Here is a 22107-nt window from a genome sequence, read left to right on the forward strand (position 1 = left end):
CTTCGTGCCCGCGATCACGGCGCGACGCCCACGGGACGGTTCAGAACAGGCCCCCACGCGACGACATCCCCACCGCCCTTGTCCCAGGGGCGACACAATCAGGCGGCCGCCTCTGGCCGCGAGCGGCCGAAGGGACAGAATGGGGGCATGAGCGCCAGCCCAGCCGACTCGGCCCCCCAGGTCATCCCGAGCGCCCCGCGCACCACCGCCGGGAGCACCCTCCTCGCCGACCCCCACCTGCGCCCCGCCGCGCCTGCCGGCGGGAGTGGTCCCCGCGACCTCGTGATCCTGGGATCCACCGGATCCATCGGGACCCAGGCGGTCGACCTGGTGCTGCGCAACCCCGACCGCTTCCGCGTCACCGCGCTTTCCGCGGCCGGCGGCCGGGTCGCCCTGCTCGCACAGCAGGCGCACCGGCTGCGGGTGGCCGCCGTCGCCGTCGCCGACGCCTCCCGCGCCGGCGAACTGCGCGAGGCGCTGCGCGGCCACTACGGCAGCGAACCCCTCCCCGAGGTCCTGGCCGGCCCGGACGCCGCCGCCGAACTGGCCGCCTCCGACTGCCACACCGTGCTCAACGGCATCACCGGCTCCATCGGCCTCGCGCCCACCCTCGCCGCGCTGCGCGCAGGCCGTACCCTCGCGCTGGCCAACAAGGAGTCCCTGATCGTCGGCGGCCCCCTGGTCAGGGCCCTCGCGCGCCCCGGCCAGATCATCCCCGTCGACTCCGAGCACTCCGCCCTCTTCCAGGCGCTCCTGGGCGGCACCCGCGCGGAGGTCCGCAAGCTGCTGGTCACCGCCTCCGGCGGCCCCTTCCGCGGCCGCAGCCGCGAGGAGCTGGCCGCCGTCACCCCCGAGCAGGCGCTCGCCCACCCCACCTGGGCGATGGGCCCGGTGATCACGATCAACTCGGCGACCCTGGTCAACAAGGGCCTGGAGGTCATCGAGGCGCACCTGCTCTACGACATCCCCTTCGACCGCATCGAGGTCGTCGTCCACCCCCAGTCCTACGTGCACTCCATGGTCGAGTTCACCGACGGCTCCACCCTCGCCCAGGCCAGCCCGCCCGACATGCGCACCCCCATCGCGCTGGGCATCGGCTGGCCCGACCGGGTGCCGGACGCCTCTCCCGCCTTCGACTGGTCCAAGGCATCGACCTGGGAGTTCTTCCCGCTCGACGAGAAAGCCTTCCCCTCGGTCCCCCTGGCCTGCCATGTGGGTACCCTGGGCGGCACCGCTCCGGCGGTCTTCAACGCCGCCAACGAGGAGTGCGTGGACGCGTTCCTCGACGGCAGGCTCCCCTTCAACGGAATCGTGGACACAGTGACGGACGTCGTCACGGAGCACGGAGCGCCCGGAGCGGGCCCCCTCACCCTCGACGACGTCCTGCAGGCGGAGACCTGGGCCCGCGCCCGGGCCCGCGAACTGGCCGGGATTCCCCAGGCAGCAGCGGAGGCACGCTGAATGGCAACCCTGATGTGGATCATCGGCGTCGCGGTCTTCGTACTGGGACTGCTGATCTCGATCGCCTGGCACGAGCTGGGCCACCTCTCCACGGCCAAGATGTTCGGCATCCGGGTCCCGCAGTACATGGTCGGCTTCGGCCCCACCGTCTGGTCGCGCCGCAGGGGCGAGACGGAGTACGGCTTCAAGGCCATCCCGGCCGGCGGCTACATCCGCATGGTCGGCATGTTCCCCCCCGGTGAGGACGGCAAGGTCCGCCAGCGCTCCACCTCGCCGTTCCGCGGCATGATCGAGGACGCGCGCGCCGCGGCGTACGAGGAGCTGCAGCCCGGCGACGAGACGCGGATGTTCTACACCCGCACGCCGTGGAAGCGCGTCATCGTCATGTTCGCGGGCCCCTTCATGAACCTGGTCCTCGCGGTGGTGGTCTTCCTCGGCGTCTGGATGGCCTACGGCGTCCCGAAGACCACCACCACGGTCAGCTCGGTCGCCGACTGCGTGATCTCGCAGAAGGAGGAGCGCGACACCTGCCGCGACAGCGACAAGGCCGCCCCGGCCGCCGCCGCCGGTATCAAGCCGGGCGACCGCATCGTCGCGTACGACGGCAGGAACGTGACCGACTGGAAGACCCTCCAGGGCATGATCCGCGACAGCGGCGGCCCCGTGACGATCACGGTGGAGCGCGACGGGCAGCGCAGGAAGCTGCGCGCCGACGTCATCGAGAACGACGTGATCAAGAACGTCGACGACCCCGCCGCCGCCGACGACCGCGAGACGGTCAAGGCCGGCTATCTGGGCCTGAGCCCGGGGCGGACCATCGCCACACTCTCGGCGGGGGAGTCGGTGGAGCGCTTCGGCGACATGTTCGCGCAGGGTGTGGACGGCCTGGTGGCGCTGCCCTCGAAGATCCCCGACCTGTGGGACGCGGCCTTCATGGGCGAGGAGCGCAGGGCCGACTCCCCGGTCGGCGTCGTGGGCGCCGCCCGGGTCGGCGGCGAGGTCGCGGCGATGGAGCTGCCCGCCTCCGAGCGCGTGGTGTTCTTCCTCCAGCTCGTCGCCTGGTTCAACCTCTCCCTCTTCCTCTTCAACATGCTCCCCCTGCTCCCGCTGGACGGCGGCCACATCGCCGGCGCGCTGTGGGAGTCGATCCGCCGGGGCACCGCCCGCGTCTTCCGCCGCCCGGACCCGGGTCCCTTCGACGTGGCCAAGCTGATGCCCGTGGCCTACGTGGTGGCCGGCGTCTTCGTCTGCTTCACGCTGCTGGTGCTGGTGGCGGACGTGGTCAACCCGGTGCGCCTGACGGGGTGAGCACGGCGCGCGGAGCGGACCGGGGGCGCACCGGAGCCCCCCGGTCCGCGGCCGGTAGCGATTCATCGACAAAACCGGTGTCGTTCCCGGCTCGGTGTCCGCGCCGACACACGGGTGACGTAATCTCGAAGGCTGAGCCCGCTCGCCGGGGGCCGTTCGAAACCAACCGTGGGGTTGCCGCCAGATGACTGCCGTTTCGCTGGGAATTCCGTCCGTACCGCTGAAGCTCGCCGAGCGGCGCAAGAGCCGCAAGCTCCAGGTCGGCTCGGTCGCCGTGGGTGGTGACGCCCGCGTCTCCGTCCAGTCGATGACCACGACGCGCACCTCCGACATCGGCGCCACCCTGCAGCAGATCGCCGAGCTGACGGCGACCGGCTGCGACATCGTCCGGGTGGCCTGCCCCACCCAGGACGACGCCGACGCCCTGGCCACCATCGCGAAGAAGTCCCAGATCCCGGTGATCGCGGACATCCACTTCCAGCCCAAGTACGTCTTCGCCGCCATCGACGCGGGCTGCGCGGCGGTGCGGGTCAACCCGGGCAACATCAAGCAGTTCGACGACAAGGTCGCGGAGATCGCCAAGGCCGCCTCCGCGACGGGCACGCCTATCCGCATCGGCGTCAACGCCGGCTCGCTGGACCGCAGGCTGCTGGAGAAGTACGGCAAGGCCACCCCCGAGGCGCTGGTGGAGTCCGCGCTGTGGGAGTGCTCCCTCTTCGAGGAGCACGGCTTCCGCGACATCAAGATCTCCGTCAAGCACAACGACCCCGTCGTGATGGTCAGCGCCTACCGCCTCCTGGCCGAGAAGTGCGACTACCCGCTGCACCTGGGCGTCACCGAGGCCGGCCCCGCCTTCCAGGGCACCATCAAGTCCGCCACCGCCTTCGGCGCCCTGCTCTCCCAGGGCATCGGCGACACCATCCGCGTCTCGCTCTCCGCCCCGCCGGCGGAGGAGATCAAGGTCGGCCTGCAGATCCTGCAGTCCCTCGGCCTGCGCGAGCGCACCCTGGAGATCGTCTCCTGCCCCTCCTGCGGCCGCGCCCAGGTGGACGTCTACAAGCTGGCCGAGGAGGTCACCGCCGGCCTCGACGGCATGGAGGTGCCGCTGCGCGTCGCCGTCATGGGCTGCGTCGTCAACGGCCCCGGCGAGGCCCGCGAGGCCGACCTCGGCGTCGCCTCCGGCAACGGCAAGGGCCAGATCTTCGTCAAGGGCGAGGTCATCAAGACCGTCCCCGAGTCGAAGATCGTCGAGACGCTCATCGAGGAGGCGCTGAAGCTCGCCGAGCAGATGGAGCAGGATGGCGTGGCCTCGGGCGAGCCGACGGTCAGCGTCGCCGGCTGAGAGGCCGCCGGGTGACCTCCGAGGCACGGTCGCCCCGGGGACGGGTCCGGAGCGCGTACGCCGCTGCCGGGCCCGTTTCGCCGAGGGGTACAGTGCGGCTGTGTTGACGACCGGTGTCACAAAGGTGGTCGAGTCCACCGAGATCTCCGCGGCCCGCAGGGTGCTGGACCGCGACCCCGTCGCGAACGCCTTCGTCGCGGCCCGGGTCGCCGCCGCGGGCCTCGACCCCTGGCGCCTCGGCGGCGAGATGTGGGGCTGGTACGAGGGCGGGCGGCTGGAGTCGCTGTGCTACTCCGGCGCCAACCTGGTCCCGATCTGCGCCACCCCCGCCGCCGTCCACGGCTTCGCCGAACGCGCCCGGCGCACCGGCCGGCGCTGCTCCTCGATCGTCGGCCCGGCGGAGGCCACCGCCGAGCTGTGGTCGCTGCTGGCCCCCGACTGGGGCCCCGCCCGGGAGGTACGGACCCGCCAGCCGCTGATGGCGACCACGACGATGCCGGCCGGCGTGCGCCCCGACCCCCTGGTCCGCCGCGTGCGCCGCAGCGAGATGGACGTGCTGATGCCGGCGTGCGTGGCCATGTTCACCGAGGAGGTCGGCGTCTCCCCGCTCAGCGGCGACGGCGGCCTCGTCTACCAGGCCCGCGTCGCCGAACTGATCGGCGCCGGCCGGGCGTTCGCCCGTATCGAGGACGGCCGGGTGGTCTTCAAGGCCGAGCTGGGCGCCGTCACCGCGCAGGCGTGCCAGATCCAGGGCGTCTGGGTCGCCCCCGAGCACCGGGGCCGCGGCCTGGCGGTCACCGGCATGGCCGCGGTCCTGCGCCATGCCCTCGCCCAGGTCTCCCCGGTGGCCAGCCTGTACGTCAACGACTACAACACCCCGGCGCGCGCCGCGTACCGCCGCGTGGGCTTCCGCGAGGTGGGCGCCTTCATGAGCGTGCTCTTCTAGACCGCACCGTCGCCAAGCTCCACCAGCACCGGCGGCGTCCGCTCCCCGCCCGCCGCCGTCAGCGAGAGCACCCCGTGGCCCGGGGGGAGCGAGTTGGCCAGGTCGGAGGCCGACCAGCGCTCGCGCTCCACCGTGCGCACCGTCACCGACTCCCGCGTCGCCGCCGCGCCCGTCACCAGCCGGCTCAGCAGCCGCAGCGAGCGCCGCAGCACGCCCCCCGAGGTGTCCGGCGTGTGCGTGACGTCGCGCGTCTCCACCCACTCCGCGCCCCACGTCTGCGCGAACAGCCGCCCGTCCCACGTCGAGATCCCCGACAGCGCCATCCGGCAGCCCACCGCCGCCAGCAGCGCCCCGCGCAGCGCCTCGGGCACCTCGTCCAGCGAACGCAGCGCCAGTACGACGCCCGCGTGCGCCGTACGCAGCCGCTGGATGGAGCGGATCGAGCCCGCCGTCACCGTGCCCGCCGCGTCGTCCAGTACCAGCGCCGCGAAGAGCGAGCGGTCCTCCCGTACGGGCATCGCCGCCGTGAACTGCGCCAGCAGCAGCCGTGCCACCAGCCGCGACGCCTGCGCGTGCGCCCGCTCCGGCAGCTCGACGCGCACCCGCATCGGATGCTCCAGCGCCCGCATCGAGAACTGCCGCCCCCGCCCCCCGACATCGAAGAAGCCCGCGAAGGCCGGCCGGTCGAGCACCGCCAGCCGGTCGGCGAGCAGCGGGCCGATGTCGTCCGGCCGCCCCGCCTGCCGCTCGCGGGCGTCCAGTTCGCGTACGTCGTCCAGCGCCGCGCGCAGCTCCGCCACCGCCGCCGGCTCGTGGTCCAGCAGCGCCCGCAGCCGCGGCACGGAGGGGAAGCGGCCGTGCGCCGCGCCGTACGCGCCCAGCAGCTGGGCCAGCGCCGTGGCGGCCTGGCGCACCCGGCCGGTGTCGACCGCGTCCTCGCCGAGCAGCGCCTCGGCGAGCAGCGCGGCCGCCTCGTCGGGGTCGTTCGTACCGCCGTAGAAGTCCAGGTCGTGCGGGGAGTGGGGGTCACCGAGACGGATCACCACGTCGTACGCCCCGTCCGGCCCCAGCCGCGTGCCCGCCGCCCCCACCGCGATCACCGCCGCGCGCCCCGCGAGGGCCTGCAGGCAGAGCGTCTCCACCACCGGCGCGACCACCCGCCCGGTCTTCCCCGAGGCCGCCGGACCGACCACCACCAGCCCCGTCGCCAGCACCACCGGGTCCAGGGCGATACCCGCGCCCCGGTAGTCGTACGGCGTGCGCGCTCCGTCCGGCGCCGCACCGATGCGCACCTGGCCGGTCGGCAGGTCGTGGCGAAAGCGCCGCTCGGGCAGCTCGCGCGCCCCCGAGGGGTGCGGGCAGGCCGCCGCTCCGTCCGCCGCCACCGCCTCCGCGAAGGCGCGCGTGCGCGCGGGCCGGGCGCGCACCCCCTCCCAGGCGCGGGCGATACGGGCCTGGTCGACGTCCGTCATCGCGCCGCCGTGCGCCTCCCGCGCCAGCCGCTCGGCCGCCTCTCCGAGCCCGGCCGCGGCCAACTGCGGCCAGGCGGCCGGATCCTCCGCTGGGGGAGCGTCCGCCGCACGCGGGCCGACCGGGTCTGCGGCGCCGCGCCAGGCCCTGCGCCAGCGGCCCCAGCGGGCGAAGGGCCAGGCGACGGCCGCCAGCAGCAGTCCGTAGAGCGAATAACTGACCAGCGCGGCGGCGTAGCGGTCGCCGCCGCCGCTCAGCCAGCCCGGCGGCACCAGCGTGAAGAGCAGGTCCAGCAGCGGCAGGAACCCGGAGAGCGTCAGCAGTGCCACCACGGCCGCCGCCCCGGCCGTGCGCGCGGCGCGCGTGCGCTGCGGCCGGCGCTCGACGTAGCGCCGCGCGACCTCGCGCCACTGCCCGGAGCGCCCGGCGAACCAGCAGACCAGCGCGAAGACCACCGTGTCGTACAGACTGCGGACCACCACCGCGCCGTGCGGGCGCCCCTCCTCCCACCAGCCGTCCGGGGTCAGCAGCTGAAGCGGCGCGTAGCGGAAGGGGATGACGCCGTTGCGGTACAGCGACCACAGCACGAGCACCCCCAGCAGCGACAGCGCCGCGCCTCCCAGCAGCTGGCGGTCCGGGACGCGCCCCGGCTCCTGCGGCGGCCTGGGGGTGTGGCCCGGCCGCCAGATCCCCGGCAGCGCGGCGGGGCGCGGGGCGCGCAGCCAGGCCACGAAGGGATGCGGGGGCACCTGCGCCCGCTGCCCGGGGATACCGCCGAAAGCCTGCGGCGCACCCGCGGAGGGGGGCTGCGACCTGTGCCTGCCGTCCATCGCCATGAGGCCAATCTACCGACCGGGCAAGGCTGTTGAGCCGCGTTGTCCGTCGGCCCGACCCTTCCCCAAGCTCCCCGAGCAGGGGATACCCCCATGGCGGGGAACGCCTGGCGGCCACCGCCTTGGACGCGGTGGACAACGCGACACGACCGATCCCTCCCCTTCGGCGCATGCCCACCGCCAGCGGGCCGTCCTAGCCTGGCCGGGAGACCGCGTTTGTGCAGGAAGTCCCAGCAAGGAGCCCCCATGACCGCCACGCCCACCGCCGGTGTTCCGCAGGAGCGCCGCCTCGTCACCGCCATCCCCGGCCCCAAGTCCGCCGAGCTGCTCGCCCGCAAGCAGGCGGCCGTGGCCGACGGCATCGGCGTGACGCTGCCCGTCTTCACCGCCCGCGCCAGCGGCGGCATCCTGGAGGACGTCGACGGCAACCGCCTCATCGACTTCGGCTCCGGCATCGCCGTGACCTCCGTCGGCAACAGCGCCGAGGCCGTCGTGCGCCGCGCCACCCGGCAGCTCGCGGACTTCACCCACACCTGCTTCATGGTCACCCCCTACGAGGGCTACGTCGAGGTCGCCGAGGCCCTGGCCGAGCTGACCCCGGGCGACCACGCCAAGAAGTCCGCGCTCTTCAACTCCGGCGCCGAGGCCGTCGAGAACGCGGTGAAGATCGCCCGCGCGTACACCAAGCGCCCGGCGGTCATCGTCTTCGACCACGGCTACCACGGCCGCACCAATCTCACCATGGCGCTGACCTCGAAGAACATGCCGTACAAGAACGGCTTCGGCCCCTTCGCCCCCGAGGTCTACCGCGTCCCCGTCGCCTACGGCTACCGCTGGCCCACTGGCCCGGAGAACGCCGGCCCGGAGGCCGCCGCCCAGGCGATCGACCAGATCACCAAGCAGGTCGGCGCGGAGAACGTCGCCGCGATCATCATCGAGCCGGTCCTCGGCGAGGGCGGCTTCATCGAGCCCGCCAAGGGCTTCCTCCCGGCGATCCAGAAGTTCGCGAACGACAACGGCATCGTCTTCGTCGCCGACGAGATCCAGTCCGGCTTCTGCCGCACCGGCCAGTGGTTCGCCTCCGAGGACGAGGGCCTGGTCCCCGACCTGATCACCACCGCCAAGGGCATCGCCGGCGGCCTGCCGCTGGCCGCCGTCACGGGCCGCGCCGAGATCATGGACGCCGCGCACGCGGGCGGCCTGGGCGGTACGTACGGCGGCAACCCGGTGGCCTGCGCCGCCGCGCTCGGCTCCATCGAGACGATGAAGGAGCTGGACCTCAACGCCGCCGCCAAGCGGATCGAGGAGGTCATGAAGTCGCGTCTGGGCGCGATGCAGGAGAAGTTCCCCGCGATCGGCGACATCCGCGGCCGCGGCGCGATGATCGCGGTCGAGCTGGTGAAGGACCCGGAGAGCAAGGAGCCGGACGCGGCGCTGGCCGGCGCCCTCGCCAAGGCGTGCCACGCGGAGGGCCTGATCGTCCTCACCTGCGGCACCTACGGCAACGTGCTGCGCTTCCTGCCCCCGCTGGTCATCGACGAGAACCTCCTGAACGAGGGCCTGGACATCATCGAGGCCGCGTTCGCCGCGCAGGTCTGACACCTGCCGTACGGGCCCTCGGGGCGCCCCTTCCGCGCGAGCGGCCGGGGCGCCCCGGCGCGTTCGCGGACCGGATGCGGGCCCCCGGCGCCCGGGGTACGTTGCGGTGATGCCCGACCCGCCCCCCGAGCCCCCGCCCGAGACCCCCGTCCATCCCGCCACCGGGCGGCCCGAGCCCCTCGAAGCGCTCGACCGGCGGCTCGACGCGATGGCCCGCCACCACTTCCGCGCCAGGTTCCACCTCACCGGCCGCGACCGGGCCACCGCGGAGCTGAAGGGCCCGGACACGATCCGCTGGCACGCCTACGACCTGGTCGCCAAGAAGCTCGCGCCCGCCGCGCCGCACAAGGACGGCAGGCAGACGCCGTACCGGGGGCACCCCGTCTTCGTCGCCCAGCACGCCACCGCCACCTGCTGCCGCACCTGCCTGCAGCGCTGGCACGGCATCCCCAAGGGCCGCGAGCTGAGCCGGGAGGAACGGGCGTACACGGTGCGGGTGATCATGCGGTGGATCGAACGGGAGATGACGGCAGCACCGGCGTGAGCTGCGCCACGTAGCCGCCCGGTTTCGCTGCTTTCCTGCCCACCGAGGCGAATAAACCCAGTCGTTCGCCCGATGCCCGGCTTCCTACAGTCGGGCCCATGCCAAGCGCGCCACCGGACACCTCCCCGGACTCAGCTCCTCCGCCCGCCCCCACCGCCCCGCCCGCCCCCTCCACTCCGATCCCGGGTGGGGAGCCCCCCGTACTGCGCGGCTGGTGGCCGCTCGACCCGGTGCTGCGCCAACTCGCGCTCAACACCCTCCTCACCCGCTTCGGCGGCGGCCTCCTCACCGCCGTCAACGTCCTGTACTTCTCACAGGTCATGGGCCTGGGCGTGACGGCCGTCGGCTACGGCCTGACCCTCAACGGCGTCGGCTCGATCCTCTCCGGCATCCCGGCGGGCCGGCTGTGCGACAAGTACGGCGCGCGCCGCGTCTACAGCGCCGCCTACTTCGTGACCGGGCTGGGCATCCTGTCGTACCTGCTGGTCGACTCCCTGGCGGGCTTCCTCCTCGCGACGACCGTCGTCGGCATCGGCTGGGGCGTCGTGCACACCGCCAACTCGACCTGGATGGCGGTGATCATCCCGGCGTACGCGCGCACCGAGAGCCGCGCCTACCTGCGGATGCTGACGAACGTCTCCATGGCCGTGGGCACCACCCTGGGCGGTGTGGCGCTCCACCTCGACTCGGCCCCGCTCTTCCGCGCCCTCATCGCGGTCAACGCCGTCACCCTGCTGATCGCCCCGGTGCTGATCACCCGCGTCCCCAGGGACCGGGAGGCCGCGGCGGCCGAGCGCACGGAGAAGGCCGCCAAGGAGGACCACTGGAAGGCGGTACGGGACCTGCCGTTCTTCTGCCTGACCCTCGTCATGGGCGTCTTCGCCATGCAGTTCACGCTCATCGAGGCCGGCCTCCCGCTGTGGATGGCCGCCTACACCAACGCCCCCACCTGGGTCTACGCCGCCATGATGGTGCTCAACTGCGCACTGGTGGCCCTCTTCCAGATCCCCGCCTCCCGCCTCTCCTTTGACGCCCGCCAGGCGGCGCGGGTCACCCGCTGGGCCGGCTTCACCATGGCGCTGGCCTGCGCGCTGTGGGCCCTGGCCGCCGGTGCGGGGGTGTGGACGGCGGTGCTGTTCATCGCCCTGGGGATGCTCGCCCAGATCGCCACCGAGGTCCTGCAGCAGGGCGCGGGCTGGACCCTCGGCTACGCTCTCGCCGACCGCCGCTCCCAGGGCGTCTACCAGGGCGTCTACGGATCGGGCTTCTCGGCGGCCCACATGCTCTGCCCCGCGCTGTTCACCGGCACGGTGCTGGCCTTCGGCGCGCGCGGCTGGCTGGTGCTGATCGTCCTCTTCCTCGCGGCCGGCCTCGCCGCACCCGCCGTCGTGCGCTGGGCCGAGCGGCAGGGCGGCGAGTGGCGGGGTGAACCGGACTGACGCCTCCGCGCCCTCCCGCAGCGCTTCTGCGGGAGGGCGCGGTCCGCTCAGGGTAGCCGCCGGCGCACGTCCTCCCGCTGCGAGGGCCCCGCCGCCGCGTCCGCGATCCACGGCGCGTCCCCCGACTGGTCGACGATCCCCTCCTCCAGCCAGGTGTACGAGCCGTCCAGCACGCCCTTGACCACCTGCCGGTCCAGCTCGTCGGTGTTGGTCCACAGCCGCCCGAACAGCTCCTCCACCCGCACCCGCGCCTGCGAGCAGAACGCGTCGGCCAGCTCGTACGCCTCCCGCCCGTGCTCCTCCGTCCGCCGCAGCAGCTCCGCCCGTACGCACGCGGCACTCATCGCGAACAGCTCCGCGCCGATGTCGACGATCCGCCCCAGGAAGCCCTGCTTGGTCTCCATCCGCCCCTGCCAGCGCGACATGGCGTAGAACGTCGAGCGGGCCAGCTTGCGGGAGTTGCGTTCGACGAAGCGCAGATGACCGGAGAGGTCCGGGCACCCCTTCGGGTGGAACTCCGCGTACGACACCGGGACCTGGCCCTTGCCCGCCACCAGCTTCGGCAGCCAGCGGGCGTAGAAACCGCCCGCCTTCGCGCCGGCCCGCGCCTTCTCGGAGAGCGACTTCTCCGGGTCGATGAGATCGCCCGCGACCTTCAGATGCGCGTCCACCGCCTCGCGCGCGATCAGCAGGTGCATGATCTCCGTCGAGCCCTCGAAGATCCGGTTGATCCGCAGATCCCGCAGGACCTGCTCGGCCGGCACCGCCCGCTCGCCGCGCGCGGCCAGCGACTCCGCGGTCTCGTAGCCGCGCCCGCCGCGGATCTGCAGCAGCTCGTCCGCCATCAGGCTGCCCATCTCGGAGGCGTAGAGCTTGGCGAGGGCCGCCTCGATACGGATGTCGTTGCGGTCCTCGTCGGCCATCTGCGAGGACAGGTCCAGCACCGCCTCCAGCGCGAAGGTCGTCGCCGCGATGAACGCCAGCTTCGAGCCCACCGCCTCGTGCCGGGCCACCGGCCGGCCCCACTGCTCGCGTACCGCGCCCCACTCGCGCCCGATCTTCAGGCACCACTTGCCGGCGCCGGTGCACAGCGCCGGCAGGGACAGCCGCCCGGTGTTGAGGGTCGTCAGGGCGATCCTCAGGCCCGAGCCCTCGGGTCCGATCCGGTTCGCGGCCGGGACCCGCACCCGGTGGAAGCGCGTCACCCCGTTCTCCAGGCCGCGCAGGCCCATGAAGGCGTTGCGGTTCTCCACCGTGACGCCCTCGGAGCCGGCCTCCACCACGAACGCGGTGATGCCCCCCTTGTGCCCCTCGGACGCAGGCACCCGGGCCATCACGACCAGCAGGTCCGCGACGACCCCGTTGGTCGTCCAGAGCTTCACTCCGTCGAGCACGTACTCGTCGCCCTCGGGGACGGCGGAGGTCGCCATGCGCGCGGGGTCGGAGCCGACGTCCGGCTCGGTCAGCAGGAAGGCGGTGATGTCCGTCGTGGCGCAGCGCGGGAGGAAGCGCTGCTTCTGCTCCTTGGTACCGAAGGTCTTCAGCGGCTGCGGCACGCCGATCGACTGGTGCGCGGACAGGAGGGCCCCGACCGCCGGATTGGCGGAGCCGACCATGGCCAGCGCCTTGTTGTAGTACACCTGGGTGAGACCGAGACCGCCGTATTCGGTGTCGATCTTCATGCCCAGCGCGCCCAGCTCCTTGAGGCCGCGGATCGTCTCGTCGGGAATCCGCGCCTCGCGTTCGATGCGGGCGTTGTCGATCCTGTTCTCGCAGAAGTCGCGGAGCTTGGCGAGGAACTCCTCGCCGCGCTTGGCGTCCTCGTCCGCCGGCAGCGGATGAGGGTGGATCAGGTCGAGCCGGAAGCGGCCCAGGAACAGTTCCTTGGCGAAGCTGGGCTTGCGCCAGTCCTGCTCCCGGGCCGCCTCGGCGACCTGCCGGGCTTCCTTCTCGGTCACTTTCGCGGGCTGGTCCATGAGGGGATCACCTCGACACCGGGGATACTCGCCGATTCGCTACCGGAGAGTGCTACTCGTCCGTATGTACCCGAACCGACGGCATCCGACCAGCCCGCGCGCAGCAGCCGGCCCCGTACCTACAGCTCCAGGCCGGTGAGGACCAGGACCCGCTCGTAGGTGTAGTCGTCCATCGCGAACTTCACGCCCTCGCGGCCCACCCCCGACTGCTTCGCGCCGCCGTAGGGCATCTGGTCCGCGCGGTACGAGGGCACGTCGCCGACGACCACGCCGCCGACCTCCAGCTCCCGGTGCGCGCGGAAGGCCGCCTGGATGTCGTGCGTGAACACACCCGTCTGCAGGCCGTACTTGGAGTCGTTGGCGGCGGCGAGGACCGCGTCCGTACCGTCGGCGCGCTGCAGCGTCAGCACCGGTCCGAAGACCTCCTCACAGGAGATCGTCACATCGCCGGGCACCTCGGCCAGCACCGTCGGCGCGTACGAGGCGCCCTCGCGCACGCCGCCGGTGAGCAGCTGCGCGCCGGCCTTCACGGCCTCGTCCACCCAGGACTCCACCCGGCGGGCGGCGTCCTCGCTGACCAGCGGGCCGACGTCGGTGGCGGCGTCCGAGGGGTCACCGGTGACCTGCGCCTCGACGGCGGCGACGACCTTGGGCACCAGGCGGTCGTAGACGGAGGAGTCGGCGATCACGCGCTGCACGGAGATGCAGGACTGCCCGCCCTGGTAGTTGGAGAACGTGGCGATGCGCTGCGCCGCCCAGTCCAGGTCCGCCTCGGCGGAGAAGTCCGCCAGCACCAGCGCCGCGCCGTTGCCGCCGAGCTCCAGCGTGCAGTGCTTGCGCGGCACCGAGTCCATGATCTGGTAGCCGACCTTGTCGGAGCCGGTGAAGGAGATCACGGGCAGCCGCTCGTCCCGTACCAGCTCGGGCATCCGCTCGTTGGCCACGGGCAGGACGGACCAGGAGCCCACCGGCAGCTCGGTCTCGGCGAGCAGCTCGCCCAGCACCAGCGCGGAGAGCGGGGTCGCCGGGGCCGGCTTGAGGATGATCGGCGCGCCGACGGCGATGGCCGGGGCGACCTTGTGCGCGCAGAGGTTCAGCGGGAAGTTGAACGGAGCGATGCCCAGGACGGCGCCCTTGGGGAAGCGGCGGGTCAGCGCGAGCCGGCCCACGCCGCCGGCGTCGGTGTCCAGGCGCTGGGCCTCGCCGCCGTTGAAGCGCCGGGCCTCCTCGGCGGCCAGGCGGAACACGGAGACCGCGCGGCCGACCTCGCCGCGGGCCCACTTGATCGGCTTGCCATTCTCGGCGGAGATCAGCCGCGCGATCTCCTCGCTCCGCTCGGCGAGGCGCTTGGACACGTGGTCGAGCGCGGCGGCCCGCACGTGCGCGGGTGTGGCGGCGAACTCCTCGCGCACGGCGTAGGCCGCCGCGACGGCCTCCTCCACCTGCGCGTCGGTCGGCACACTCACCCTGCCGACGGTGGAGCCGTCCCAGGGCGAGGTGACGTCGAACGAGTCCTCGCCGAGGGCCTCACGGCCGGCGAGCCAGAACGGGTGCGGGGCGGCGCTCACGGTGTCCTCCGAGGTCGGCTACGTATACCCCCACGGTAGGCGCCCCCGCCCGCAACCGCCGTTGTCCGGCACGTACGACTAGCCCCCCGCCACACGCCGAAACGTCTCACGCCACACCGGAACACGAGCCGACGCACTGCGTGGAACCAGCTGTCCAGCCTGCCCGGCGTCCAAGAACGAGGCACCCTCCCAGCCCGCCCGGCGTCCGGGAACGAGGCACGAGGCACCCTCCCAGCCCGCCCGGTGTCTGGGAACGAGGCGCGCAACACCCTCCCAGCCCGCCCGGCGTTTGAGGGCGAGGCGCGAAGCGCCGATTCAGCCCGGCCGGCGTTTGAGGCCAGAGCTGCGAAGCAGCGATCCGGGGGGCCGGGGGCGAAGCCCCCGCAGCGCGACGGGACCACGGCACCCCCATCAGTCCGCCGCGGAGGACGCCTTGAGCGCCAGCCACAGCTCCATCCGCACATCCGGATCGTCCAGCGACCGCCCGAGGATCTCCTCGACCCGCCGCATCCGGTACCGCAGAGTGTGCCGATGCACCCCGAGGTCCGCCGCCGCCGCGTCCCACTGCCCGTGCCGCGACAGCCACGCCCGCAGCGACTCCACCAGATCCCCCCGCCCGGTGGCGTCATGGTCGCGCAGCGCCCGCAGCAGCCCGTCCGCGAAGGCCTGCACCGCGTCGTCCGCGAGCAGCGGCAGCACCGAACCGGCCGCCAGGTCCTCGTGCTCCACCAGCACCCGCCCCCGCCGCCGCGCCACCGACAGCGCCTGCTCGGCCTGCCGGTACGCCGCCGGCACCGCCGCCGGACCGGCCGGCCCGGAGACCCCCACCGTCAGCGGCAGCGGCGCCCGCGCCGCACCGCGCGCCCCTCCGGGCGGACCCACCGACCCCGGATACCGCACCTCGACCGCCGCGGCGTGCCCCTCCGCCGCCTCGACGACCGCGCCCCCGTCGGCGGCCAGTATCAGCAGCCGCCCGCCGTCGGGCACCGCCAGCACCGGCTCCCCGGTGCTCAGCGCCGCGCCCTCCAGTGCGTCGGCCAGCTCGGCGAGCGGATCGCCCTCGTCCTCCGCGCCGTCCGCGGCCTCCGCGCCTGTGGCCGCCTCGGCGACCATCAGCCGCAGCGGAGCCTCCAGCAGCTCCCCGTAGAGCGGACCGGCGACCGCCATCGCATGCCCGGGATGCCCGGCGAGCAGCAGCCGCAGGACGGCCGTGCCCAGCCGCTGCTCGGCGGCCTGGAAGGACTGCGAGCGCTCGGCGGTGAGGGTGAGCAGCGCGACGGCCGCGTGCACGGCGTAGCGCGCGACGGTGCCGGGCGCCGTGTCCGTACCGACGGCGAGCACCCCGCAGGAGCGCCGCCCGGAGCCCAGGCTCTGCAACTCGACCCGGTCGGCGGCCTCCCCGCCGTCCGCGCCGCCCTCCTCCGGGGCCGCCCCGGCGACGACCGCGCTGGCCGGCGCCGGCCGGTCCCGCAGCCGCTCCACGTCCGCGGTGATCCGCTCCGCCCGCGTACGCGCCCACTCCGGCGCGACGGCGACGAGGGCCCCGCTGGTGTCGTACAGCGCCGCCCAGCCGCCGAGCTGGTGCGCGAGCCGCGCCACCACGGCGTCCTGCCCGCCGGCCCCGAGCGCCGCGCGGGTGAGGTCGCGCTGGGCCTCGAAGCCGGCCGTGACGGCCTGGTACTGGTCGGCGGCGATGGCCGCGGAGACGGCCTTGGAGATCGCGATGAAGGGCGTCGTCCTGGGCACCTCCAGCAGCGGCAGCCCGCCCTTGGCGGCGGCGGCGACCAGCGCCTCGGGGACGGCGTCGAGGTTCACGCCCACGCCGAAGCCGAGCCCGACGACCCCGGCGTCCGTGAGCCGCTGGACGTAGCGCCGCATGGCCTCGGGGTCCCCGGTGCTGAGCTTCATCCCGGTGGTGAGCAGCAGCTCACCGCCCTCCAGATACGGCACCGGGTCGATCAGCTCGCTGGTGTGCGCCCACCGGACCTCGGCCTCCAGCCGGTCCGCGGCGGCGAGGACGCCCAGCTTGAGGGCGGGGCGGTGGACGAGTGAGGCGAGCGTGGGCATGGCACCTTCCGCCTTCCGGCGGTTGTCATGGAGGGGCTGTCAATAGCGCCGTTCCGTACGAACAGCTTTGGCCAATTCTGCCTCATCGTCACCAGCCCCGGAACGAGGCCGACCATACACCCGTACGAAACCGGCCGCCCCGCAACGCGAGGCGCCCCGGCCCCCGGCCCCCGAGGGGACCGAGAACCGGGGCGCACCCGCAGAGGTGGGGTCAGCCGCGCGGCTTCTCCCGCATCTCGTACGTCGCGATGACGTCGTCGACCTTGATGTCGTTGAAGTTGCCGAGGTTGATACCGCCCTCGTAACCCTCGCGGATCTCGGTGACATCGTCCTTGAAGCGGCGCAGGCCCTCGATGTTGAGGTTCTCCGCGATGACCTTGCCGTCGCGGATGAGGCGCGCCTTGGTGTTGCGCTTGACCTCGCCCGAGCGGATGAGGACACCGGCGATGTTGCCCAGCTTGGAGGAGCGGAAGACCTCGCGGACCTCCGCCGTACCCAGCTCGACCTCTTCGTACTCCGGCTTGAGGAGGCCCTTGAGCGCCGCCTCGATCTCCTCGATGGCCTGGTAGATCACCGAGTAGTACCGGACGTCGACACCCTCGCGCTCCGCCATCTGCGCGGCACGGCCGGCCGCACGGACGTTGTAGCCGATGACGATGGCGTCGGAGCCCATCGCCAGGTCGATGTCGGACTCGGTGACCGCACCCACACCGCGGTGCAGGACCCGGATGTCGACCTCTTCACCGACGTCGAGCTGGAGCAGCGAGGACTCGAGAGCCTCGACCGCACCGGACGCGTCGCCCTTGATGATGAGGTTGAGTTCCTGGATCTGACCGGCCTTGAGCACCTTGTCGAGGTCCTCCAGGGACACCCGGCGCACCCGCTTGGCGAAGGCGGCGTTGCGCTCACGCGCAGCGCGCTTCTCGGCGATCTGACGGGCCGTACGGTCCTCGTCGACCACCAGGAAGTTGTCGCCGGCACCGGGGACGTTGGTGAGACCGAGCACCAGGACGGGAGTCGACGGGGTCGCCTCCTCGACGTTGTTGCCCTTGTCGTCGAGCATCGCCCGCACCCGGCCGTACGCGTCGCCGACCACCATCGTGTCGCCGATGCGCAGCGTGCCGCGCTGGACCAGGACCGTCGAGACCGCACCGCGACCGCGGTCGAGGTGGGACTCGATGGCGATGCCCTGCGCGTCCTGCTCGGGGTTGGCCCGCAGGTCGAGCGAGGCGTCCGCGGTGAGGACCACGGCCTCCAGCAGGGAGTCGATGTTCAGACCCTGCTTGGCGGAGATGTCGACGAACATGGTGTCGCCGCCGTACTCCTCGGCCACCAGGCCGAACTCGGTCAGCTGACCGCGCACCTTGGTCGGGTCCGCACCCTCGACGTCGATCTTGTTGACCGCGACGACGATCGGCACGTCGGCCGCCTTGGCGTGGTTGAGCGCCTCGACCGTCTGCGGCATGACGCCGTCGTTGGCCGCGACCACCAGGATCGCGATGTCGGTCGACTTCGCACCGCGGGCACGCATGGCGGTGAACGCCTCGTGGCCCGGGGTGTCGATGAAGGTGATCTTGCGCTCTTCGCCGTTGACCTCGGTCGAGGTCTGGTACGCACCGATGTGCTGGGTGATGCCGCCGGCCTCGCCCTCGATGACGTTGGTCTTGCGGATGGCGTCCAGCAGGCGCGTCTTACCGTGGTCGACGTGACCCATGACGGTCACGACCGGCGGACGCGAGACAAGTGCCTCCTCGCCGCCCTCGTTCTCGCCGAAGCCCAGGTCGAAGGACTCCAGCAGCTCGCGGTCCTCCTCCTCGGGGCTGACGATCTGAACGACGTAGTTCATCTCCTCGCCGAGCATCTGCAGCGTCTCGTCGGAGACGGACTGGGTCGCGGTGACCATCTCGCCCAGGTTGAACATCACCTGGACCAGCGACGCCGGGTTGGCGTTGATCTTCTCCGCGAAGTCCGTCAGCGAGGCACCGCGGGAGAGGCGTACGACCTCGCCCTTGCCGCGCGGCAGCATCACGCCGCCGATGGACGGGGCCTGCATGGCCTCGTACTCCTGGCGCCGCTGACGCTTCGACTTGCGACCGCGACGCGCCGGACCGCCGGGACGGCCGAAGGCGCCCTGTGTGCCACCACGGCCACCGGGGCCGCCGGGACGGCCGCCGAAGCCCGGACGGCCACCGCCGCCGGGACCGCCGCCGAAGCCGCCGCCGCCACCGGGACCACCGGGACGGCCGGCGAAGCCGCCGCCGCCACCGGGACGGGCACCGGGACCGGCCGGACGGCCGGCGAAGCCGCCACCGCCACCGGGACGGGCACCGGGACCGCCACCACCGGGACGACCGCCGCCGCCGGGGCCGCGACCGCCGGCCGCGGGGCCGCCGGGACGCGGGCCGGGACGCTGCGGCATCATGCCCGGGTTGGGACGGGGACCGCCGCCGGGACGGGGACCGCCCGCGGCGGGAGCGCCGCCCTGCGGACGGGGCATACCGCCCGGGGTCGGACGCCCGGCGCCCTGGGGACGCGGACCGCCCTGGCCGCCGCCCTGCGGACGGGGACCGCCCTGGCCGCCGCCCTCGGGACGCGGACCGCCTGCGGGGCGCTGTCCGGCCGGACGCGGCGCCTGCGGGCGGGCCATGCCGGTGGAACCACCGGAGGTGAAGGGGTTGTTGCCGGGACGCGGACCGGCCGGACGGCTGCCGCCGGGACGCGGCGCGCCCGAACGGCCGGCACCCTGGCCGCCCTCGGAACGCTGGCCACCGGCAGCGGGACGCTGCGCCGGGCTGGGACGGGCGCCACCGGGCTTCGGGCCGGCCGCGGGAGCGGCACCTGCCGAAGGAGCGGCCGGAGCCGCCGGGGGAGCCGTGAACTCGGGCGCCGCCGGAGCGGGCTTGGCCGCCGCGGGCTTGGGGCCCGGACGCGCGCCGGCCGGAGTCGGCGCGCCGGGGGCCGGCGTGGCCTTGGCGGCGACGGTGTCGTCGACGGCGGGGGCCGCCGGTGCCGTCTTCTTCGCGGCGGGACCCGGGGTGGGGCCGCCGGGCCTGGGGGCGGCCGAGCCCGGCTTGGGGGCGGCCGAACCAGGGGTGGTCTTCTTGGCGGGAGCCGCCGGCTTGCCGCCGGAGGTCTTCTTCGCCGCGGCGGAGCCGTTGCCCGCCTGGAAAGCGTCAGTCAGTTTTCGTACAACCGGCGCCTCGATGGTCGAGGACGCCGAACGGACGAATTCACCAAGTTCTTGGAGCTTGGCCATGACGGCCTTGCTCTCTACGCCGAACTCCTTGGCGAGCTCGTATACCCGGACCTTAGCCACTTCGCTCCTTCTGGTCCGGGCATCACCGCCGGACCGTCGCTACTTCTGCATGGGCGTACTCATCGCGTACTCATCGAGTGCTCATCGCAATCTCGACCTACTTCCAACTCGCGAGGTACCTCGACCGCGCGGAGCTCCGCGCGGTTCTCTTACGTTTCTGCGTGCCTTTTGGCTATGCCCCGGCCAGGTACGCGGTCAGCGCCTCGGTGTCGAGCGGCTTCCCGGCCCGCAGGGCCCGGACGAACGCCCGACGGCGGACCGCCAGGTCAAGACATGTCTTGGCGGGGTGCAGATAGGCACCCCGGCCGGGCAGCGTACCGCGAGGATCGGGGACGCATGCGCCCTCGGTCATCACCACACGCAGCAGATCGTCTTTGGCCGCCCGCTCCCGGCACCCCACACAGGTGCGTTCGGGGCACGCTCGGGCATGCGTCCGGCCAGACACCGTTAAGTCTACCTCCCCGGCGGGACCTCACCCCTTCGGGGGCGCGATCGAACGAATGTTTGTTGTTTGAGATGGCTGGTGCGGATTGGTCTGCATGTTCCGCCGAGGGTGCGCCCAGCGGAACGCCCGGCCCCCGTGGTGCGGGGCCGGGCGCTGTCCGGGGGCTCAGGCGTCCGTGGGGCGGGTGTCCCTGACGCGGCTGTCCGCGGAGCGGCGGTCGGCGGCGCGGTGGTCCGCGGCACGGCGCTCCGCGGCGCGGTGGTCCGACTCCTCGTCCGACTCGACGTCCGGGCGGATGTCGATCCGCCAGCCCGTGAGCCGGGCGGCGAGGCGGGCGTTCTGGCCCTCCTTGCCGATCGCCAGCGAGAGCTGGTAGTCCGGCACGATGACCCGGGCCGACCGTGCCGCCAGGTCCACGATCTCCACCTTGTTCACCCGCGCGGGCGACAGGGCGTTGGCGACCAGCTCGGCCGGATCGTCCGACCAGTCGACGATGTCGATCTTCTCGCCGCCCAGCTCGGCCATCACGTTGCGCACCCGGCCGCCCATGGGGCCGATGCAGGCGCCCTTGGCGTTGAGCCCGGAGCGGGTGGAGTACACCGCGATCTTCGTACGGTGCCCCGCCTCGCGGGCGATGGCGGCGATCTCCACCGAGCCGTCCGCGATCTCCGGGACCTCCAGGGCGAAGAGCTTGCGCACCAGGTTGGGGTGCGTGCGCGAGAGCGTCACCGAGGGCCCGCGTACGCCCTTGGCCACGCGCACCACATAGGTACGCAGCCGGGTGCCGTGCTTGTAGTCCTCGCCCGGTACCTGCTCCTGCACCGGCAGGATGGCCTCCAGCCGGCCGATGTCGACCAGCACGTTGTTCGGGTCCCTGCCCTGCTGGACCACTCCGGTGACGACATCGCCCTCACGTCCGGCGTACTCGCCGAAGGTGACCTCCTCCTCGGCGTCGCGCAGCCGCTGCAGGATGACCTGCTTGGCCGTCGTCGCCGCGATCCGGCCGAAGCCGGACGGGGTGTCGTCGAACTCGCGGGGCTCCTGCCCCTCGGCCACGTCCTCGTCGTCCTCCGTGGCCCAGACGGTCACATGCCCGTTGGACCGGTCCAGCACCACACGGGCGCGCTGCCGGCTGCCCTCGGTGCGGTGGTAGGCGATCAGGAGGGCCGACTCGATGGCCTCGACCAGCAGGTCGAAGGAGATCTCCTTCTCCCGCACCAAACCACGCAGGGCGCTCATATCGATGTCCACGGCTACGCCTCCTCGCCCTTCGTCTCAGTCTCATCGTTCTTCCGGTTGAACTCGACCTCAACCCGAGCCCGCTCGATCTCGCCGAAACCGAGGCGGCGGGGCTTGGCCTTGCGGCCCTTGACTCCCTGCACCTCGGTGTCCAGCCCCTCGTCGTCGACCTTCAGGATCCGCGCGACGATCTCCTCGCCGCCGGCCTCCTTGGTCAGCCGGGCCCGCATCAGCCGGCCCACGGCACGCTCGAAGTGGCGCAGCTCCTTCAGCGGCCGCTCGGCCCCGGGGGAGCCCACCTCCAGCTCGTACGCACCGTCGCCCATGGCGTTGTTCTCGTCCAGCGTCTCCGACACCGCGCGGCTCAGCTCGGCGCAGGCGTCCAGATCGACCCCGTCCTCGGAATCCACCACGACGCGCAGGACCCGCTTGCGTCCCACCGTGTCGATCTCCAGATCCTCGAGATCCAACTGGAACTCCGCGACCAGCGGTTCCAGCAGCCCGCGCAGCCTCTCGTTCTGGGTGGTGCTCATCCGGGTGACTCCTCGGCCGCG

At 73.0% G+C, this 22107-nt stretch carries 15 protein-coding genes; 7 read left to right on the forward strand and 8 right to left on the reverse strand.

From position 1 onward, the window contains the following. The first annotated feature begins 147 nt into the window (after positions 1 to 147). The 4 genes from dxr (at position 148) to ACFQLX_RS08945 (ending at position 5057) form a co-directional block, all read left to right on the forward strand. Positions 148 to 1461: a 1-deoxy-D-xylulose-5-phosphate reductoisomerase gene (gene dxr, locus ACFQLX_RS08930; protein ID WP_386413609.1), complete on the forward strand. Its 1314-nt coding sequence runs from the start codon at positions 148 to 150 to the stop codon at positions 1459 to 1461. Next, entirely contained in the window at positions 1462 to 2769 is a 1308-nt protein-coding gene (locus ACFQLX_RS08935) for a M50 family metallopeptidase (protein WP_386413610.1), read from the forward strand. Positions 2770 to 2953: 184 nt separating this feature from the next. After that, the gene (gene ispG, locus ACFQLX_RS08940; RefSeq protein WP_386413612.1) at positions 2954 to 4111 is read left to right on the forward strand and encodes a flavodoxin-dependent (E)-4-hydroxy-3-methylbut-2-enyl-diphosphate synthase; all 1158 of its coding nucleotides are present in this window, start codon (positions 2954 to 2956) and stop codon (positions 4109 to 4111) included. A gap of 100 nt (positions 4112 to 4211) precedes the next feature. Then, positions 4212 to 5057 (forward strand): GNAT family N-acetyltransferase, encoded by an 846-nt coding sequence (locus tag ACFQLX_RS08945; RefSeq protein WP_386413614.1) that lies wholly within the window; start codon positions 4212 to 4214, stop codon positions 5055 to 5057. Here ACFQLX_RS08945 and ACFQLX_RS08950 read toward each other — a convergent pair. Then, positions 5054 to 7363, reverse strand: a complete 2310-nt coding sequence (locus ACFQLX_RS08950; protein WP_386413615.1) for a hypothetical protein — start codon at positions 7361 to 7363, stop codon at positions 5054 to 5056. The two genes, ACFQLX_RS08945 and ACFQLX_RS08950, sit on opposite strands and share 4 nt — an antisense overlap. 243 nt (positions 7364 to 7606) lie before the next feature. Here ACFQLX_RS08950 and gabT point away from each other — a divergent pair, with 243 nt between their 5' ends. From gabT to ACFQLX_RS08965, 3 genes are all read left to right on the forward strand, one after another. Next, on the forward strand, positions 7607 to 8959 hold the full coding sequence (gene gabT / locus ACFQLX_RS08955; protein WP_386413616.1) for a 4-aminobutyrate--2-oxoglutarate transaminase: 1353 nt from the start codon (positions 7607 to 7609) through the stop codon (positions 8957 to 8959). Between the two features lie 109 nt (positions 8960 to 9068). Next, positions 9069 to 9503, forward strand: coding sequence for a DUF4186 domain-containing protein (locus tag ACFQLX_RS08960; RefSeq protein ID WP_386413617.1), 435 nt, complete (start codon positions 9069 to 9071; stop codon positions 9501 to 9503). Between the two features lie 98 nt (positions 9504 to 9601). Continuing rightward, the gene (locus ACFQLX_RS08965) at positions 9602 to 10942 is read left to right on the forward strand and encodes an MFS transporter (RefSeq protein WP_386413618.1); all 1341 of its coding nucleotides are present in this window, start codon (positions 9602 to 9604) and stop codon (positions 10940 to 10942) included. Positions 10943 to 10989: 47 nt separating this feature from the next. Here the strand turns inward: ACFQLX_RS08965 and ACFQLX_RS08970 are convergent, their stop codons facing one another. From ACFQLX_RS08970 to rimP, 7 genes are all read right to left on the reverse strand, one after another. Next, a complete protein-coding gene (locus ACFQLX_RS08970) occupies positions 10990 to 12918 on the reverse strand; it encodes an acyl-CoA dehydrogenase family protein (protein ID WP_386413619.1) in 1929 nt (642 codons plus the stop codon). Positions 12919 to 13037: 119 nt separating this feature from the next. Next, entirely contained in the window at positions 13038 to 14486 is a 1449-nt protein-coding gene (locus tag ACFQLX_RS08975) for an aldehyde dehydrogenase family protein (RefSeq protein WP_386413620.1), read from the reverse strand. Between the two features lie 411 nt (positions 14487 to 14897). Next, positions 14898 to 16553: a PucR family transcriptional regulator gene (locus tag ACFQLX_RS08980; protein ID WP_386413621.1), complete on the reverse strand. Its 1656-nt coding sequence runs from the start codon at positions 16551 to 16553 to the stop codon at positions 14898 to 14900. Positions 16554 to 16764: 211 nt separating this feature from the next. Continuing rightward, positions 16765 to 19869: a translation initiation factor IF-2 gene (gene infB, locus ACFQLX_RS08985; protein ID WP_386413622.1), complete on the reverse strand. Its 3105-nt coding sequence runs from the start codon at positions 19867 to 19869 to the stop codon at positions 16765 to 16767. Positions 19870 to 20041: 172 nt separating this feature from the next. Beyond that, positions 20042 to 20314, reverse strand: coding sequence for a YlxR family protein (locus ACFQLX_RS08990; protein WP_386413624.1), 273 nt, complete (start codon positions 20312 to 20314; stop codon positions 20042 to 20044). A 165-nt stretch (positions 20315 to 20479) separates the two neighbouring features. Next, positions 20480 to 21565 (reverse strand): transcription termination factor NusA, encoded by a 1086-nt coding sequence (gene nusA, locus ACFQLX_RS08995; RefSeq protein WP_386413625.1) that lies wholly within the window; start codon positions 21563 to 21565, stop codon positions 20480 to 20482. A 2-nt stretch (positions 21566 to 21567) separates the two neighbouring features. Next, complete coding sequence (rimP, locus tag ACFQLX_RS09000; protein ID WP_386413626.1) at positions 21568 to 22086, reverse strand: ribosome maturation factor RimP; 519 nt, start codon at positions 22084 to 22086, stop codon at positions 21568 to 21570. Between the last annotated feature and the right edge of the window lie 21 nt (positions 22087 to 22107).

The organism is Streptomyces polyrhachis (genome assembly GCF_042663125.1).
Classification (GTDB): domain Bacteria; phylum Actinomycetota; class Actinomycetes; order Streptomycetales; family Streptomycetaceae; genus Streptomyces; species Streptomyces polyrhachii.

What these genes read in the sequence shown, in the direction of transcription:
- ispG (WP_386413612.1), top strand. Translation starts at nt 2,954, where the DNA reads ATGACTGCCGTTTCGCTGGGAATTCCGTCCGTACCGCTGAAGCTCGCC.
- dxr (WP_386413609.1), top strand. Translation starts at nt 148, where the DNA reads ATGAGCGCCAGCCCAGCCGACTCGGCCCCCCAGGTCATCCCGAGCGCC.
- ACFQLX_RS08970 (WP_386413619.1), bottom strand. Translation starts at nt 12,918, where the DNA reads ATGGACCAGCCCGCGAAAGTGACCGAGAAGGAAGCCCGGCAGGTCGCC.
- ACFQLX_RS08965 (WP_386413618.1), top strand. Translation starts at nt 9,602, where the DNA reads ATGCCAAGCGCGCCACCGGACACCTCCCCGGACTCAGCTCCTCCGCCC.
- rimP (WP_386413626.1), bottom strand. Translation starts at nt 22,086, where the DNA reads ATGAGCACCACCCAGAACGAGAGGCTGCGCGGGCTGCTGGAACCGCTG.
- ACFQLX_RS08980 (WP_386413621.1), bottom strand. Translation starts at nt 16,553, where the DNA reads ATGCCCACGCTCGCCTCACTCGTCCACCGCCCCGCCCTCAAGCTGGGC.
- ACFQLX_RS08935 (WP_386413610.1), top strand. Translation starts at nt 1,462, where the DNA reads ATGGCAACCCTGATGTGGATCATCGGCGTCGCGGTCTTCGTACTGGGA.
- gabT (WP_386413616.1), top strand. Translation starts at nt 7,607, where the DNA reads ATGACCGCCACGCCCACCGCCGGTGTTCCGCAGGAGCGCCGCCTCGTC.
- ACFQLX_RS08960 (WP_386413617.1), top strand. Translation starts at nt 9,069, where the DNA reads ATGCCCGACCCGCCCCCCGAGCCCCCGCCCGAGACCCCCGTCCATCCC.
- ACFQLX_RS08950 (WP_386413615.1), bottom strand. Translation starts at nt 7,363, where the DNA reads ATGGCGATGGACGGCAGGCACAGGTCGCAGCCCCCCTCCGCGGGTGCG.